General features: G+C 48.6%; 15 protein-coding genes. 9 read left to right on the top strand and 6 right to left on the bottom strand.

What is annotated here, in order from left to right:
* Window positions 1-5: 5 nt before the first annotated feature.
* From OXH18_RS12390 to OXH18_RS12380, 3 genes are all read right to left on the bottom strand, one after another.
* On the bottom strand, window positions 6-941 hold the full coding sequence (locus tag OXH18_RS12390; RefSeq protein WP_268613088.1) for a response regulator: 936 nt from the start codon (window positions 939-941) through the stop codon (window positions 6-8).
* A 389-nt stretch (window positions 942-1,330) separates the two neighbouring features.
* Window positions 1,331-2,755 (bottom strand): isochorismate synthase, encoded by a 1,425-nt coding sequence (locus tag OXH18_RS12385; protein WP_268613087.1) that lies wholly within the window; start codon window positions 2,753-2,755, stop codon window positions 1,331-1,333.
* Window positions 2,756-2,937: 182 nt separating this feature from the next.
* A complete protein-coding gene (locus OXH18_RS12380) occupies window positions 2,938-3,630 on the bottom strand; it encodes a hypothetical protein (RefSeq protein ID WP_268613086.1) in 693 nt (230 codons plus the stop codon).
* On the opposite strand from OXH18_RS12380, the gene OXH18_RS12375 reads away from it, so the two are divergent.
* The 4 genes from OXH18_RS12375 to OXH18_RS12360 all read left to right on the top strand — a co-directional run bounded on the left by OXH18_RS12375 (window position 3,623) and on the right by OXH18_RS12360 (window position 6,885).
* Complete coding sequence (locus OXH18_RS12375; protein WP_268613085.1) at window positions 3,623-4,033, top strand: DUF2358 domain-containing protein; 411 nt, start codon at window positions 3,623-3,625, stop codon at window positions 4,031-4,033. The genes OXH18_RS12380 and OXH18_RS12375 overlap by 8 nt on opposite strands.
* A 13-nt stretch (window positions 4,034-4,046) precedes the next feature.
* Window positions 4,047-5,102: a histidinol-phosphate transaminase gene (gene hisC, locus OXH18_RS12370; protein ID WP_268613173.1), complete on the top strand. Its 1,056-nt coding sequence runs from the start codon at window positions 4,047-4,049 to the stop codon at window positions 5,100-5,102.
* 94 nt (window positions 5,103-5,196) lie between these two features.
* Entirely contained in the window at window positions 5,197-6,375 is a 1,179-nt protein-coding gene (locus tag OXH18_RS12365) for a TRC40/GET3/ArsA family transport-energizing ATPase (RefSeq protein ID WP_268613084.1), read from the top strand.
* A 129-nt stretch (window positions 6,376-6,504) separates the two neighbouring features.
* Window positions 6,505-6,885 (top strand): ArsR/SmtB family transcription factor, encoded by a 381-nt coding sequence (locus tag OXH18_RS12360; protein WP_268613083.1) that lies wholly within the window; start codon window positions 6,505-6,507, stop codon window positions 6,883-6,885.
* Between the two features lie 22 nt (window positions 6,886-6,907).
* Here the strand turns inward: OXH18_RS12360 and OXH18_RS12355 are convergent, their stop codons facing one another.
* Together OXH18_RS12355 and OXH18_RS12350 are read right to left on the bottom strand one after the other, a co-directional pair.
* Window positions 6,908-7,564: a GerMN domain-containing protein gene (locus OXH18_RS12355; protein ID WP_268613082.1), complete on the bottom strand. Its 657-nt coding sequence runs from the start codon at window positions 7,562-7,564 to the stop codon at window positions 6,908-6,910.
* A 123-nt stretch (window positions 7,565-7,687) separates the two neighbouring features.
* On the bottom strand, window positions 7,688-8,467 hold the full coding sequence (locus OXH18_RS12350) for an LmeA family phospholipid-binding protein (protein WP_268613081.1): 780 nt from the start codon (window positions 8,465-8,467) through the stop codon (window positions 7,688-7,690).
* A gap of 174 nt (window positions 8,468-8,641) precedes the next feature.
* Between OXH18_RS12350 and OXH18_RS12345 the strand changes: the two genes are divergently transcribed.
* From OXH18_RS12345 to OXH18_RS12330, 4 genes are all read left to right on the top strand, one after another.
* Window positions 8,642-9,544: an alpha/beta fold hydrolase gene (locus OXH18_RS12345; RefSeq protein WP_268613080.1), complete on the top strand. Its 903-nt coding sequence runs from the start codon at window positions 8,642-8,644 to the stop codon at window positions 9,542-9,544.
* Between the two features lie 669 nt (window positions 9,545-10,213).
* The gene (psbA, locus tag OXH18_RS12340; RefSeq protein WP_268613172.1) at window positions 10,214-11,296 is read left to right on the top strand and encodes a photosystem II q(b) protein; all 1,083 of its coding nucleotides are present in this window, start codon (window positions 10,214-10,216) and stop codon (window positions 11,294-11,296) included.
* Window positions 11,297-11,448: 152 nt separating this feature from the next.
* Entirely contained in the window at window positions 11,449-12,498 is a 1,050-nt protein-coding gene (locus OXH18_RS12335; protein ID WP_268613079.1) for a M23 family metallopeptidase, read from the top strand.
* Window positions 12,499-12,596: 98 nt separating this feature from the next.
* Window positions 12,597-13,019: a bactofilin family protein gene (locus OXH18_RS12330; protein ID WP_268613078.1), complete on the top strand. Its 423-nt coding sequence runs from the start codon at window positions 12,597-12,599 to the stop codon at window positions 13,017-13,019.
* A 138-nt stretch (window positions 13,020-13,157) separates the two neighbouring features.
* Here the strand turns inward: OXH18_RS12330 and OXH18_RS12325 are convergent, their stop codons facing one another.
* Window positions 13,158-14,060: a metallophosphoesterase family protein gene (locus OXH18_RS12325; protein WP_268613077.1), complete on the bottom strand. Its 903-nt coding sequence runs from the start codon at window positions 14,058-14,060 to the stop codon at window positions 13,158-13,160.
* 593 nt (window positions 14,061-14,653) lie between these two features.
* Here OXH18_RS12325 and aroC point away from each other — a divergent pair.
* The gene (gene aroC, locus OXH18_RS12320; RefSeq protein WP_268613076.1) at window positions 14,654-15,736 is read left to right on the top strand and encodes a chorismate synthase; all 1,083 of its coding nucleotides are present in this window, start codon (window positions 14,654-14,656) and stop codon (window positions 15,734-15,736) included.
* The last annotated feature ends 44 nt before the right edge of the window (window positions 15,737-15,780 follow it).

Here is a 15,780-nt window from a genome sequence, read left to right as displayed (position 1 = left end):
TCGGTTCATAGGTCTAGTGAGCAATGCCCAGATGGTTGCGATTGATCTAACACACGCATCTGATCGACAGCGAGTTGAATCTGCGCTAGCGAAAAATCTAGCTTGGCCGTAAGTTCTTGCATCATGGCAATTTTCAGAGAGATGGTGTCTAGCGATCGATCGGTTGGTGAGAAGTTGAGTACTGGCATTGATTGCTGCACATAGGCTTCTAACCGCTCAGCCACAAATTGCATGGCTCTTGCTCCAACGTTGGCACTAGCTCCGCGAATGTGATGGACACTCTGATAAATTTGCGGGGTGTTTTGTCGGTAAACAGCCTGTTTCAAAATCTCTAACTGACGGCGGCTGTCTTGCAGAAAAATTTGCAACAGTTCTAATTCAAACTCTGGTTTGTCATCCGACAACCGATGCAGGTGTTCTAAATCTAAGAGAACAGGCAAGCGTTGGAGTACAGATGTCGGGGGATGTCCCAAAATCCGCCGCATAGGTTGAGCCGCTCGCTGGTTCATTGCTAGCCTCTGTTGCCAGTGAGTCAACAAGGCTGCCAAGATTTCTTTGTGCACAGGTTTTATTAAAAAATCATCCATGCCTGCGGCAATCGCCCGTTCTCGATCTTGATGTAGATCGCTAGCTGTCATTGCTACCACGATTATTTGGACAGAGCGACTCAACTGCCGTTCCCAATTACGAATGGCGGCTGTGGCCTCAAACCCGTTCAAGATGGGCATCTGGCAGTCCATTAGGATCAAGTCATAGTGAGATTGAGTTGCGGCGGCGATCGCCGCTTTGCCATCGGTGACTACATCAGCCTCATAGCCTAAAAATTGCAGTTGCCGGATCGCAAGCTTTTGGTTGGTGAGATTGTCTTCCGCCAACAAAATTTTCAGCGGAGCAGGGTCTTTTACGGTGAGTTCATCGGTGAGTTCATCTAAGTGCTGCATTGGTGCTGCATAAGCTGCATCAGTTGATTGTTGCGATTTTCGATTTGAGTACATGCGTCAAACTAGAGCTTTATTAGGCTAAGACCGCAACAGTGCCCCACTCTCTAGAGTTCCCCGTTTTTTCCAGGAAACAACAACGTTTTCTAAAGGGCTGCTTGAACTGAGGCAAGGTTTGGGTAGTTGGTTGACTGACAACACTCGAATCGCCCTCACTCCAATCCCTCTTTCCGAGCCGGAGAGGGGCTTTCGCGCTGGGGTTTCGCTTTAATGTCCCTTCGCCCCTTGTGAGAGAAGGAATTGAGGAATGAGGGGGAAAAGATTGGTCGGTTAACCAAGTTTAGGTAGTTGACTCAACACCTGCGTTAGGGATGGAATCTCTCCGGATTGAGTTACACCAACGCCCGTAACAGCGCTTGCAACTTGAGCCGCACTTCCGCAAATTCTCGTTCTGGATCAGAACCGGAAACAATTCCGGCTCCTGCGTAAAGTCTAGCTCGATTGCCATCCAGCAACGCCGATCGAATGCCTACGACAAACTCAGCATTGTTTTGAGCATCCACCCAACCAATGGGAGCAGCATAGAGCGATCGTTCAAACTGTTCATACTGTTGAATTTGTTCGCAGGCAATTTCTCTGGGCAAACCCGCCACAGCCGGAGTGGGATGCAGAGCAGCTAAAATTTCTAGCGGATGCAGTCCCACGGGTAGCACCGTTTGAATTGGTGTGTGTAGATGTTGAATATTGGACAATTGCAATAGGTCAGGAACATGGGTAAACCGCAGCTTTAAACCAAATTGGGCCAAGGTTTGATGAATAAAATCGACCACAACTTGATGTTCGCGTCGTTCTTTGTCATTGTTGAGTAACCGCTGGGCCAATTCTGTGTCTTCGGCAAGGGTTCGCCCACGTGGAGCTGAACCAGCCAGGGCATCGGTGATCAACGTTCGATCGCAAACACTAAGCAAGCGCTCGGGACTGGCTCCAACAAAACTTTGCCCATGACCGTTGCCAACCGAGAACACATAGCAATCAGGATGAAGTTGCCGCAGATTGTGTAAGGAATGCCCCCATTGAAAGGGCAACGGCGAAACAACATCAATGGCATGAGCTAAAACTAACTTATTTAACTGTTGCTGTTGAATGGATTTCAACGCTGCAACGACTGTGGATTGAAAATCGTGAGTGTCAACAATTTCCCAGTTTAGTAGGGTGGGTAGTTGAGTTGAAAAATGAAAAAAACTGTAGCTGATCTGTTGAATTGATTGAAAATCACGCCAAATCTTTTCAGTTAATAATTCAATATTCGTGTCAGCCTCAATAACTTGATGTAAAAGAATAGCACTTCGATCACTGCCTTGCACAATTTGCCATTGGGGTAGAAAAACGATCGCACTTGGAAAATAGGAGTTAGAGGCAGTAGATTGATCAAAAAAGGTAAAACTGCTAAAGAAACAAGGCTGTGCCCACGGCAAATTAGACGCATCACTAATAACGAAATGTTTTAAGCAGCGTTGAATGAATTCCTGTGCAGTTTCAAATCGTCGCGTTCCTTCTATTTGGATTGATCGAGCTTCACCAATCGCCGCAATTGCCCGCTCTTGATCACGATTTTCAAAATAAAAATGTCGCTGCTGAGGTTTGCCAAATTGCCACAAAACTGCTAGCGGATCGATCGATTCAATCGTACTGGAAATACTCGCTATTTTCTCATGCTGTTCAGCAATTGATTGCTGTTTACAGAAGTCAAGAAATTGATATAACTTGTTACAATCCTGTAGGGAATCAAGTGGTGTGAAAGGAGACTGACATAGCATTGAGTGCCAAAAAGTCCTTTAAAAAACTAATTTTGATGTTTAATTTCTAGCCTAGCAATATGTCTACAAGTAACACATTTAGCGGTGTCTCTCGATTTAAATTCGATTGAGTTTGCAGCTTTGATATGGATGAACAAGGAAGGCACGAGCGAAAAGTTAATAAATAGGCGAAGCTTAACGGGTTAGTTTTGTGAAGGAATCGATACCGCGCCTGGAGCAATCTCCAACGCGCCAGATGGATAGAGGGAGCCGCCCGCCTCATCATAGATGGAATTGTGCCCGGCTAGAATCACCAGTCGATAACGATCGTCAGATGGAACATCTGACACGATCGCTTGATAAGTTTGATGTCCAAGTACTGTGGTGTAAAGGATTCCTGTATCTGTTTGAGTTACACGCACTAGACCTCGATCGAGTTCCAAGCGATTTGTTTTGCGGTTGTAAACATTCATGTATAGTTGCTCAACTAATCGCACAACTCGCACGCTATAGTCTGTAGTCTGGAATGCCAGCATGGTTTCGATGGGGCGCTGTCCTCTTGGAACCGCATAGGGATTGACAAACTCAATTACTGTGCCGTTTTCACCGTCAACTCGACAATAGCCTGTTGCATGGGGGGTTGTCTGCCAGTGAATCACAACGGTGCCGTTGGGCTGCTGTGGGTGGGGTTGAAACTGCCCGCTAGTTCCCGGTAGGTCCTCTGCTACTCGCTGCTGACATTGTTGCAAAGCGATCTCTGCCGGATTGGCTATCGCTGACAGTGGTAGGCTGAAGAGAATGGCAATGAATCCTCCCACGGGTAGGGCTGTAATCGAGGTTGACAAGATCTCATGTGACATCGGCATCTGTTTCTGGCGCTCACGAACTATGGACATTTTGGACATTCTTAGAGAAGACTATCGCCGTTTTCCTAAAAACCAAACCTACAGCATTTACGCAGACGATGTGTACTTTAAAGATCCATTGAATGAATTTCGCGGCTGCGATCGATATAAGCGGATGATCCAATTGATCGATACGTTGTTTGTCAAGCCGCAATTGGATCTTCATAACCTCCAGCAAAATGGCAATGAAATTCGATCGGACTGGACTTTAAACATGACCTCACCGCTGCCCTGGAAGCCGCGCCTGCATATTCCCGGATGGAGTGAGTTAACGCTCAATGAGCAAGGCTTAATCGTCTCTCATATTGACTACTGGCACTGTTCCCGGTTAGACGTGTTGAAGCAAAATTTCAAGTTGGGGCGTGGGGAGTCGGGAATGGAGAATGGGGAGTGAGGAAATCATGGATATGGGCTATTTTCGTCCGGCGATTGAGGCAATGACGGGCTATATTCCAGGAGAGCAACCGAAGCCCGGCACGAATATTATTAAATTGAATACGAATGAGAATCCTTATCCACCGTCTCCAAAGGCGTTGGAGGTGTTGCGATCGTTGGATAGTGAATGGCTGCGGCGTTACCCTGATCCGTTTGCTAAAGAGTTTTGTCAAGCGGTGAGCGAGGTGTTGGGGGTGCCAGCCGATTGGGTGTTGGTAGGCAATGGCAGTGATGATGTGCTGAATGTGCTGGTGCGGGCTTGTGCAGAGGGAGCCGATCGTTCAGTCGTCTATCCCATGCCTACCTACGTGTTATATCGCACGTTGGCCGCCATGCAGCCAGCTGATGTAGTGGAAGTGCCTTATGGCGAAGAGTTTCAGCTACCGATTGAGGCATTAGTTGCTGCCAAGGGAGCGATCACGTTTATTGCCACACCCAACAGTCCCTCTGGGCATTGTGTGCCACTAGAGGATTTGCGTACGTTGGCGCAACAGGTTGCGGGCATTGTAGCGATCGATGAAGCTTATGTCGATTTTGCTGAGTCGTCGGCGTTGCCGTTGCTGCAAGAGTTTGAGAATGTGATTTTGCTGCGGACGCTCTCTAAAGGCTACTCGCTAGCAGGGCTGCGCATGGGCTTTGCCCTTGCCAATCCCAAGCTGTTAACCGGACTTTTCAAGGTCAAAGACAGCTATAACATTGATGCCATTGCGACCGCCATCGGTACAGCCGCCATGCGCGACCAGTCTTACAAAAATGCTTGTGCCGAGAAAGTCAAACGATCGCGCACCCAACTCAGCACCGATCTGAAAAATTTAGGCTTCACCGTCTTGCCCTCCCATGGCAATTTCGTTCTAGCCACTCCACCAGACGGCAGGGCTGAGTTTCTGCAACAAGCCCTGAAACAACGGGGCATTCTCCTTCGTTACTTCAAACAGCCTGGTCTTGACGACAAACTGCGTATCACCGTTGGCACCGACGCACAAAACCAGATTTTGATTGAGGCAATTGTCAGCCTGCTTAACTCCTAACTCTCAACTCTCAACCCCAAACTCCCCTCTTTGCAAAAAACAGATACAGTAGGTAAAAGAATATAAAGATTTCTCAGAAAGGGCTTCACCATTCATGCGTGTAATTTTGATGACGGGCAAGGGAGGCGTTGGTAAAACCTCTGTTGCAGCGGCGACGGGGCTGCGCTGTGCCGAATTAGGTTATAAAACTCTAGTTTTGAGTACCGATCCGGCTCATTCGCTTGCCGATAGTTTTGATATGGAACTGGAGCATAACCCTCGATCGGTGCGGCCCAATCTGTGGGGAGCCGAACTAGACGCCCTGATGGAGTTGGAAAGCAACTGGGGAGCCGTCAAACGCTACATTACACAAGTGTTGCAAGCACGAGGCTTGGAAGGTGTAGAAGCTGAAGAATTGGCGATTCTGCCCGGCATGGATGAGATTTTTAGCTTAGTGCGGATGAAGCGCCACTATGACGAAGGCGAGTTTGATGTGCTCATTATCGACTCGGCCCCTACAGGAACAGCACTGCGTTTGTTAAGCTTGCCAGAAGTGGCAGGCTGGTATATGCGTCGCTTCTACAAACCTCTGCAAGCAGTATCAGCCGCCCTGCGCCCTCTTGTAGAGCCATTGTTTCGCCCGATCGCCGGATTCTCGCTGCCCAATCAAGAAGTAATGGATGCGCCCTACGAGTTCTATCAGCAAATTGAAGCGTTAGAAAAAGTTCTAACCGACAATAGCCAAACCTCGGTGCGTTTAGTGACCAATCCTGAAAAAATGGTGATTAAAGAATCGCTGCGGGCCCATGCTTACCTCAGCCTTTACAATGTGGCAACCGATATGGTGGTGGCCAACCGCATTATTCCCGATCAGGTGACTGATCCATTCTTCCAAAAGTGGAAAGACAATCAGCAGCAGTATCGCCAGGAAATTCACGAAAACTTTAGCCCGTTGCCAATCAAAGAAGTGCCGCTTTATTCAGAAGAGATGTGTGGGCTGGCCGCGCTCGATCGCCTCAAAGAAACGCTGTATGCCGATGAAGATCCAGCGCAAGTGTTCTATAAAGAAACCACATTGCGAGTGGTGCAAGAGCAAAACCAGTACAGTTTAGAGGTATATTTGCCTGGAATTCCCAAAAACCAAGTGGAACTCAGCAAAACAGGCGATGAATTGAATATTCGTATTGGCAACCATCGCCGTAATTTGGTTCTGCCTCAAGCCTTAGCAGCATTGCAGCCCGCCGGAGCCAAGATGGAGGAAGATTACCTAAAAATCCGTTTTGCTGCAACTTAGACACTTCATCACAGCTTGACAGTGATAAATTCTATCCATTACTCCATTGCCATACAAAGGTTGAATGATACAATCTGGGATCAGATTAATGGTTGGGGATCACGGCCTTAACATCATGGATAGATTTGCATGAAACCAGCAGAGACTGTGCCCGCAGAAGTTGTGCAGCAAGTTGCTGAGTACTTCGGTGTGTTGAGTGAACCGATGCGATTGCGCCTACTCAATCTGTTGCGAGATGGCGAAAAATGCGTCCAAGATTTAGTCGATGCGACGCAAACCAGTCAAGCTAATGTGTCAAAGCACCTAAAGGTGATGCTACAAGCGGGCATCTTAACTCGCCGCAGCGAAGGCACCTCGGCTTACTATAGTGTCTCGGATGAGCTAATCTTCGAGCTATGCAATCTAGTGTGCGATCGACTAGCAAGTCGCATTGAGCAACAGGCCAAGTATTTTCGTGCCTTTAGTTTGGCCAGCCGAGATTCGGAGTTAGGGATTAGCGTTCGGGATTAAAAGCTAAAGATGAAAGCAGCGGCTAATAGCTGAAGTTTTCTTCAAAGCTATCACGAGTCATGGGCTGATCTACAACCAACCCTTCTCCACCCAGCACTTCCAGCGGTTTCCCTTCCACCGAGATCCAAACAGGTGCATTGGGGTTAAGCGTAGTGGCTGTGTAGATTACCTGGGCTAACCGACCCGTCATCGACGTGCTCCCACCCCCAGTGGTGAACTCCTCTGATAAATTGACATGAACACCATCCTCTTTCACCTGTACTTCTCGTAGGATTGTGCCTTGAGGAACAGTGGAGGTTAGCGCTGGATCATCAGAACCCTTGAGCATTTCTTCAAAAGCGGCTTTTAGCACAGCGTTGGGTTGATCAGCCGCCACTGTCACAGGGCTAGCGGTTGGTTCAATACCATCGGCATCGGTTTTCAGCCAGTAAACCTGAACGGTCTGCTGGGCAGGGGTTTGCGTGAGGGGGCTAGGAGATGCTTGAGACGTGTCTGGGACTTTGGCAGCCGGAAGCGGGGCTGTGGGTTTGGAATTGACGGAGTGCCACGTCCACCAAGCTGTGCCACCACCTGCTAGCAGTGCCAAGATTGCAGCGCCCGCTAAAATACCCAATGGAAGCGCTCGGGAAGGACGTGAAGGGGATGGTTGCTTAGATGGCATCGAATCATGGTCTTGCATCGGTTCCTCCAACGGGGGCTTGGGCGTGAATGTAACGATCGAAATTTTCAATTGATTTATCCTACTGAACTTTTCAGTAGGTTGAGTCAGGTTGAGCCAGAATGGTTCATCACCCATCTCTCTCTACCAGTTCAACTCGGTTCCGGGTTCAATGCGAACAAAGCTAACCAGAGTTAAGCGATCGGCTTCTATCTCTAAGTTTAGAACTCGCGCCGTGATTCCGCTCTCTTCCAGATTTGTTAGATCGAAGCGTTGGCTCACGTTACCAATTAAGAAAGCTAACAATTGCGGCGCAACGATTTGTTCATTCACCTTAATGGTTGGCTCAAGCAGTTGAAGCTGGTGTCCTGCTATCATCTCTAGCCCAGTCTCCGCTACCACGCGAGTTTGTTCACCCGTTTGTGGATCTTGCAGGGTGGCTTGCAGCCGCAGACGATCGTTGGGCAGAAAGTCTAGTTGTGGATCAATCAGTTCCGACGCTGCCGAAGTACCAGAGAGCGATACATTTAACCGTCGTAGTTGCTCAGCGACCAGTTCAGACTGCAATGCTTGATTTAGATCGGCTTCAGTTAGGACAAATTTAACTGCCGCTTGTAGGGGCTGCTCTAGTTCTGGTTGTCCCTGCCGCAACTGATCCAGATCAAGCGCGATCGCGTCTGTTTCCACTTCTAACTCCGCCACTCTCACTCCAGCTACTGGAAACAGCCCCCGACCAGCTATCCGCACCCGATCGACCCGTCCTCGCAATGCCTGATAGCTAGGCGTATTATCAATGCGAACACTCAGTTCTTCGGCTGAATCCAGTTGATTGCGAATCGCCGTTTCTGCCACGCGATCGAGCACAAATCCAGCAGGAGAGATAATGCCCAGTAGCGCTGACAGCAAAATCGTCAAAAATTCCATAGAGGTGAGGGAGGAGACTAAAAAAGAAAGAATTAAAGATAAAGAGGTTAAACCTAGGAGCATTGAGTTGAATTGAGCCTTTGGCGTTGAAAAAACTCAAATCGCTATGCCACCTTCGTTTGTAACTGGAACGCTAGGCTAATAGATAGCACTCAATGTTTTAAGCCTTTCAAAATGCTGCAATTTCAACCCTATGGGTTTGGACAACAGGTTTGCAATACCTCCTTGGGAGTCATGGCTTACTATACGCCTGTGGCGGCCCCATGGCGGCTAGTTGCTGGGGACGGACAACATTTACCGCCGATCGTGTTTCTGCATAGTTTGGGGGGTGGCTCGTCTGCCTATGAATGGTCTAAAGTCTATCCAGCGTTTGCCAGTTCTTATCGAGTTGTAGCACCCGATTTAATTGGTTGGGGGCAATCTACTCACCCAGCCCGTGACTATTTCATCGATGATTACTTCACCATGCTGCGGGAGTTTTTAGAGACTTTAGCTGCTCCAGCAGTAGTGGCGGCCTCATCGTTGACGGCTGGAATCATGGTTCGTCTAGCGATTCAACGCCCTGATTTAATCGCAGGGTTGTTTCTCGTTTGTCCATCGGGCTATGGGGAGCCTGGAGCCGATTACAGTCGTGGCATTGCAGCCCAACTAGCTGGAACTCCTGGGATCGATCGCCTGCTCTACACCTTGGGAGCCGCCAATGAATTCGCGGTGCGTAACTTTTTAGAGAATTTTTTGTTTGCCGATCGAGCGCGCCTCACCCAAGAAATGGTGTCTGCCTATCTCGCCTCGGCGCAACAATTCAACGCAGAATATGCGGCACTGGCATCATTAAAGGGCAATCTTTGCTTTGATTTAGGGCAATTTATGCCACAGTTGCAAGTTCCCACATTCATCACTTGGGGCGATCGATCGCGATTCGGCAGTCCCTCGCTAGGACGGCGGTTGGTCAGCTTAAATTCAGACGTTGTCAAAGCTTTTTGGGCGATTCCCAATGTAGGTGTTTTACCACACTTGGAAGCTCCAGCTACGACGATCGGGCTGCTGCAAGCGGCTTTGACTCAACTACACTTTTAGCTGCATTCGTTTTACAGGCAAAATTTAAGCTCACCCCCCCTTTTCTTCTAGCGCTGTTTGCAGTCAATTCTGAGAATGAGGAGCGACTCCTGGGTTTGATATAAAACTTCAACCAAGGCTGACACTTGTTGTGACATCAGCAGAAGGGCAAAAATGCTTACCTACGTACTTTCAGTCAATTCCTTGATCAACGATCGGCGAATAGAAGCAGGTCGATTCCTGTTAAACAGGCAATCTACCTTAAAGTTCGATCGCTCTTTTTTGTTACTAAAAAGTATTTTTAGTTAAGAAAAACTAAGGATATTTTAGTTTTGTTAATATTTGCATGGTGATGCGTTGAATTATCTTCCGAACAACATACTTTGTTTCGTTTTGTATCAGTATTAAACGGTGCAAGTGTATTAGTTTTTGGCTGAGTGAATTCAAGTTTCTAGTCTCACAATCCCTGAGATTCTGCTGATTTTGGTTGTTTTAGAAGTGTCAACCATCAACAGGCAGTTAAATTTTGCCAAAAAAGAAATCTGCTTTGCACAACTTAATGAACAAAAATTACATTAAGTCACTAATTATTGGAAAAAAGAAGGGGGGCTTCTATATTTATGAGAAGCAAGGTTTAACTTGCTACATACATCTCAAATCATTAATCGTTTTGTAACGAAAGCAATCATTATGACCACTACCTTTCAACGTCGCGAAAGCGCCAATGCATGGGAGCGGTTCTGCAACTGGATCACCAGCACTGACAATCGTCTTTATATCGGTTGGTTTGGCGTGCTAATGATCCCCTGCTTGCTAACTGCCACCATCTGCTACATCATTGCCTTTGTCGCCGCTCCTCCGGTAGACATCGACGGCATCCGCGAACCCGTGGCAGGGTCGTTGATCTACGGCAACAACATCATCTCTGGTGCAGTGGTGCCGTCATCGAACGCCATCGGTCTTCACCTCTATCCGATCTGGGAAGCAGCCTCTCTCGACGAGTGGCTCTACAACGGCGGACCGTACCAGTTGGTAGTGTTCCACTTCTTGATTGGTATTTTTGCTTACATGGGTCGTCAGTGGGAACTGAGCTACCGCCTAGGTATGCGTCCCTGGATCTGTGTGGCTTACTCTGCACCGCTGGCAGCCGCTACTTCCGTGTTCTTGATCTATCCGATCGGGCAAGGCAGCTTTTCGGATGGAATGCCATTGGGCATCAGCGGCACGTTCAACTTCATGTTCGTGTTCCAGGCTGAGCACAACATTCTGATGCACCCGTTCCACATGCTGGGGGTTGCTGGGGTGTTCGGCGGCAGCTTGTTCAGCGCCATGCACGGGTCGTTGGTGACCTCCTCGCTGGTGCGTGAGACGACCGAGAACGAGAGCCAGAACTATGGCTACAAGTTTGGGCAGGAAGAAGAGACCTACAACATCGTGGCAGCGCACGGGTACTTTGGTCGGTTGATTTTCCAGTATGCCAGCTTCAACAACTCGCGGAGCTTGCACTTCTTCTTGGGTGCGTGGCCCGTTGTTTGTATCTGGTTCACGGCGTTGGGCATCAGCACGATGGCGTTCAACCTGAACGGGTTCAACTTCAACCAGTCGGTGTTGGATAGCCAAGGACGTGTTGTCAATACTTGGGCGGACATTCTCAACCGTGCGAACTTGGGGATGGAAGTGATGCACGAGCGCAATGCGCACAACTTCCCGCTGGACTTGGCGGCGGGTGAAGCAACTCCGGTCGCTTTGACGGCTCCCCAAATTAATGGTTAATTGACCAATTGGCGGTGTTAAAGCCGCATCTCTAGTTGAATAAATTAAAGCGATCTCCATCTGGGGATCGCTTTTTTGTTGCTTCCGTTCTATGCTTAACCTGTTATTGCTGCTTCTGCGGTGCTTTTCTTGGGGATCAAGAACAACGACTCATGAATCGTCGAAAACCAACGAGCTATACTATCTGGATTGCAGGCACAGGGCGAGAACCGATCGTCCTTTCACTACGCCCCTTCGCCATCATTTTGGGTGTAGGCTTGCCAGCTATTTTAGTTAGCGCCCTTCTGGTATCGTTTGTGCGGGAAAATTTGCGTCTTTCCCAACGGAATTCGCAATTGACTGAGGAAGCGGCTGGCATTCTCCAACAGTTAGAGGCCCTGGAATCTTCTATTTCTAACTTGCAAGAGCGTGCGAACCAGTCTGAGACCCCCAATTCTGAAGTAATGCCAAATGAACTCACGAAGGAACTCACTAAAGGTGCACGCATCGATGCTGTAGTGGATGAAGCATTCGATGGAGAGTTAGACACGATCGATTCAGACCAACTCGATGATAATAATGCACCTGACGAAGATGCTTTTAACGATGATTGGAATGATTGGCGTGGAGAACGCCAAGGCCCACCCGATGACAACTTGAGCCAGCAGTCTGCGCATGGTCAAATCGCCCCTATTCAAGGCGGGGTAGGTGGGTCGATCGCTGCTGAAGAGCTATTGGAACTTGCTAAAGCTAAACTGCCAGAATTGGTAGAAGAATTACAGGGAGAAGTCGAACCAGCCCTCCAAGCCATGTTTGTGCGAGAGGAAGCCAAACCTAGGGGCGTACCTTTGCAGGCAAGCGATACGGAAATTACCTCGCTGTTTGGTCTACGACCTAATCCCTTTGGCTGGGGTTATGAATTTCATAGAGGAATTGACTTTGTGGCGGCTTATGGATCTCCGGTTTATGCCACTGCCTCAGGTAGGGTATCTAAGGCCGAATGGGAATCGGGGTTTGGCAACTACATAATTGTAGATCATGGCTATGGCTATGAAACCCTTTATGCTCACTTATCGGAAATCAAGGTAAATACAGGTGCGCGGATCGATCGGCATCAAGTACTTGGGTATTTGGGAAATACAGGGCGCTCTAGTGGCCCGCATCTGCACTACAGTGTTTTCCGAAACGGACAGGTAGTAGACCCCAAGAAATACTTGGATTAGACTACTCGTTGGATTTATCTTGAACTGAGTTTATTTAAGAACTCACTCAACCATTTTCTTTGGATTCTCTCTGGATTCTCTCTAAGGAATAGAAGCAGATGTTTAAGCGCAAACCAGTCTACTCGTTGACCTATCTGAGTGCGACTAGCGAGTTTCGGGGCGATATGAATGTAGAAGGCAACTTACGAGTTGATGGCATTGTTCATGGCAATGTGGATGTACGCGGGGATGTGGAAATTTCTCAGAGTGGCTTAATTGAAGGATTGGAACTGCGGGCTAATAACATCATTGTGCATGGAGTGATTAAGGCACGAGTCATTGCTGAAGGGCGATTGACCCTCAGTCGCACAGCCCGCTTAGAAGGCGATGTTACTGCCAAATCGTTGGATATTGAAGCTGGTGCATTTTATGTGGGACACATCGCTACAACCGACGTGAAGGCGCTGCCAGTTTCTCCGACAACCTATCCAGAATTAATGGGGCGAGATGAGCAAGCGTCTACGGTTTCTAGCGAAGTGTAGCAGGAAGAATGGTAGAAGAAAGGGCAGGGCAGAAGGAAAACGGTAATTGGTAATCGATCGCTGGTAATGGGTAATGAGTGATGAGTGATGGGTAACTGTAACGATCACATTTGATTCCCTCCTTCTGCCGTTTAGTGACTACACGGAGACAGTGGCTCGACGTAGAACATAGCGATCGGTTGCTTCACCATATGAGGCAGCAAATTTTTGAGGGGCAAAACCAGAGGGAATATTATCTCTGGCAGTCTCAAAATCAGCTTGCAGATGGGGCGAACTGAGATCAAAATCGATCGTTTTAATTTCCAGACCCGTGCAATCGATCGTCACTAGACGAAAGCTACGGCAATCTAGTGGATCGGCGGTTTGCACGTGTAACCAGGGTAAATCTGGAGATTCATAAATGCTATGGGTGTGATTGTGCCCACAAAAGTAATACCCCGATTTGGGCGACTCTAGTCCGGCTTGAAGTAGGGCAAAGACCCGTGTCACGGCATCGCTGTTGAAAATACTCATGACCTCACGATGGCTGCGACGGGTGGTATTAGTCAAGGGATAGTGTCCTAACAGCACGAGATGCTGAAGAGAGTCTGTTTCGTTAAACGTAAGAATCTGTTGCTCTAACCAATCCAATTGAGCAGGTGAAAGAAAGCCACCCGGAGCAGGATCATGTTTGCTGCGAGCAGTATCTAGCAACACAAACCGGACATTGCTTGCATCAAAGCTGGTATACAAGTCTGTGACTGATTGGGACCGCCGTCCGCCTAGAAAGAAAGGCGCTAAAAGAGCTTTGTCTACACTACAGCAATCATGATTTCCAGTGACTCGAATGAGCGGTAATTGCGTTGCTTTGACGATCGCTTCTAATCCCCTCATTTCTGATAGCGTTCCCCAATGGGTGGTATCTCCTACCGCAAACACAAAATCTGGATGTTGATCCAACACTTGCTGAAAAAAGTGAGTAAAGATCCGATCGCGAGCAGCTGCCTGCTCAGGAGTCAGATAATCGGAATAATGCAAGTCTCCAAGAATCACAAAGCGCATAGAATTCCTTCGTAGATGCAATAGATGTAGATGCAATAGATGTCAGTATTCAGTTGTAAGTATTTCAGTATTCAGTTGTTTTCGATAGCCACATGTATTCGAGATGCAGGTGTCTCAACATTCAAACCTCTAGGTCAATTAAGGTCTAGAGATAGCGTTTCAGATAGGTGGCTTCCAGCCCCTCGGCTGTCGTCGTTCCCCTTCATCAGGGGGACTGTAGGGGGGCATCAAGAGATGTCACTAGGTTTGAAATACTACCAGGTCTAGAAATAGCAAATTTCAGGGGATACAAGTCCGTGTGAGGACATCAATAGCACAGAGCCAATAAAACACTGAAGTAGATAAACTGTACTGGACTATCATACAGACCTCCAAATGCCCTTGCTCATCCCCTGTCAGCAGCAGGCACCCTGCTGCTGACAGGGGATGAGCAAGCAGCGGCGGCAAAACAATAGATTGAGCAAGGACGCCAACGCGCCGATCGCCTCGCAGACCCATTGAGAACACAGGGAATTAATCCCGATCGAGCCTTGTAGCCGGAGCATGACGCATTTTCAGCTACAATCGAAATTCCGAAGGATAGGCAACCGCTAATGGGTAACACATTTGGGCATCTGTTTCGCATTACCACATTTGGTGAATCGCATGGGGGGGGCGTTGGCGTCATTATTGATGGCTGTCCGCCACGATTAGAAATTTCGATCGACGAGATTCAATTTGAACTTGATCGTCGCCGTCCAGGACAAAGCAAAATCACGACGCCACGCAAAGAAGCTGATCAGTGCGAGGTCCTTTCTGGGCTGTTTGAAGGCAAAACCTTGGGAACACCGATCGCCATTTTGGTACGCAACAAAGACACTCGCCCGCAAGATTATAGCGAGATGGCACACACCTATCGCCCGTCTCATGCCGATGCTACTTATGACGCTAAATATGGGATTCGTAATTGGCAGGGTGGGGGGCGATCGTCGGCTCGAGAAACGATCGGACGAGTAGCAGCAGGCGCGATCGCCAAGAAAATCCTCAAGCAGGCAGGTGTCGAAATTATTGGCTATGTCAAGCGCATTAAAGATCTCGAAGGCGCAGTCAATCCAGACACGGTCACGTTAGAACAAGTGGAAAGTAATATCGTCCGCTGCCCCGATGCCGACTGTGCCGAGCGCATGATTGATTTAATTGAGCAGATTGGCCGCCAAGGCGATTCGATCGGGGGGGTCGTGGAATGTGTGGCGCGGGGTGTACCTGCTGGGCTGGGAATGCCCGTGTTTGACAAACTGGAAGCCGATTTAGCTAAGGGTGTGATGTCACTACCAGCCAGTAAAGGTTTTGAAATTGGCTCGGGATTTGCCGGAACGCTGCTGACGGGTAGCGAACACAACGACGAGTTCTACACCGACGAACAGGGACAGATTCGCACAGTCACCAATCGTTCGGGCGGTGTGCAGGGCGGCATTTCCAACAGCGAGAATATCCTTATTCGCGTGGCTTTCAAGCCGACTGCAACCATTCGTAAAGAACAGCGCACCGTGACAACAGATGGCACAGAGACCGTTTTAGCGGCCAAGGGACGCCACGACCCCTGTGTGTTGCCGCGCGCGGTACCAATGGTGGAAGCGATGATGGCGATCGTGCTGTGCGATCATCTGTTGCGGCAGCGGGGGCAGTGTGGCAAGTAATGATTGAGCAGTAGAGGATAACTCAGTCATTTTCCAGCCATTTT

It is taken from the genome of Thermocoleostomius sinensis A174, from assembly GCF_026802175.1.
Taxonomy (GTDB): Bacteria; Cyanobacteriota; Cyanobacteriia; order Elainellales; family Elainellaceae; genus Thermocoleostomius; species Thermocoleostomius sinensis.
Note: the sequence above shows the minus strand (reverse complement) of the source record. Positions and strands in the feature narration are given on the sequence as shown.

Coding starts and splice junctions, on each gene's coding strand:
- OXH18_RS12355 (WP_268613082.1), bottom strand. CDS start 7,564: ATGCAAGACCATGATTCGATGCCATCTAAGCAACCATCCCCTTCACGT.
- psbA (WP_268613172.1), top strand. CDS start 10,214: ATGACCACTACCTTTCAACGTCGCGAAAGCGCCAATGCATGGGAGCGG.
- OXH18_RS12380 (WP_268613086.1), bottom strand. CDS start 3,630: ATGTCCATAGTTCGTGAGCGCCAGAAACAGATGCCGATGTCACATGAG.
- OXH18_RS12330 (WP_268613078.1), top strand. CDS start 12,597: ATGTTTAAGCGCAAACCAGTCTACTCGTTGACCTATCTGAGTGCGACT.
- OXH18_RS12360 (WP_268613083.1), top strand. CDS start 6,505: ATGAAACCAGCAGAGACTGTGCCCGCAGAAGTTGTGCAGCAAGTTGCT.
- OXH18_RS12335 (WP_268613079.1), top strand. CDS start 11,449: ATGAATCGTCGAAAACCAACGAGCTATACTATCTGGATTGCAGGCACA.
- hisC (WP_268613173.1), top strand. CDS start 4,047: ATGGGCTATTTTCGTCCGGCGATTGAGGCAATGACGGGCTATATTCCA.
- OXH18_RS12350 (WP_268613081.1), bottom strand. CDS start 8,467: ATGGAATTTTTGACGATTTTGCTGTCAGCGCTACTGGGCATTATCTCT.
- OXH18_RS12385 (WP_268613087.1), bottom strand. CDS start 2,755: ATGCTATGTCAGTCTCCTTTCACACCACTTGATTCCCTACAGGATTGT.
- OXH18_RS12325 (WP_268613077.1), bottom strand. CDS start 14,060: ATGCGCTTTGTGATTCTTGGAGACTTGCATTATTCCGATTATCTGACT.
- aroC (WP_268613076.1), top strand. CDS start 14,654: ATGGGTAACACATTTGGGCATCTGTTTCGCATTACCACATTTGGTGAA.
- OXH18_RS12365 (WP_268613084.1), top strand. CDS start 5,197: ATGCGTGTAATTTTGATGACGGGCAAGGGAGGCGTTGGTAAAACCTCT.
- OXH18_RS12345 (WP_268613080.1), top strand. CDS start 8,642: ATGCTGCAATTTCAACCCTATGGGTTTGGACAACAGGTTTGCAATACC.
- OXH18_RS12390 (WP_268613088.1), bottom strand. CDS start 941: ATGCAGCACTTAGATGAACTCACCGATGAACTCACCGTAAAAGACCCT.
- OXH18_RS12375 (WP_268613085.1), top strand. CDS start 3,623: ATGGACATTTTGGACATTCTTAGAGAAGACTATCGCCGTTTTCCTAAA.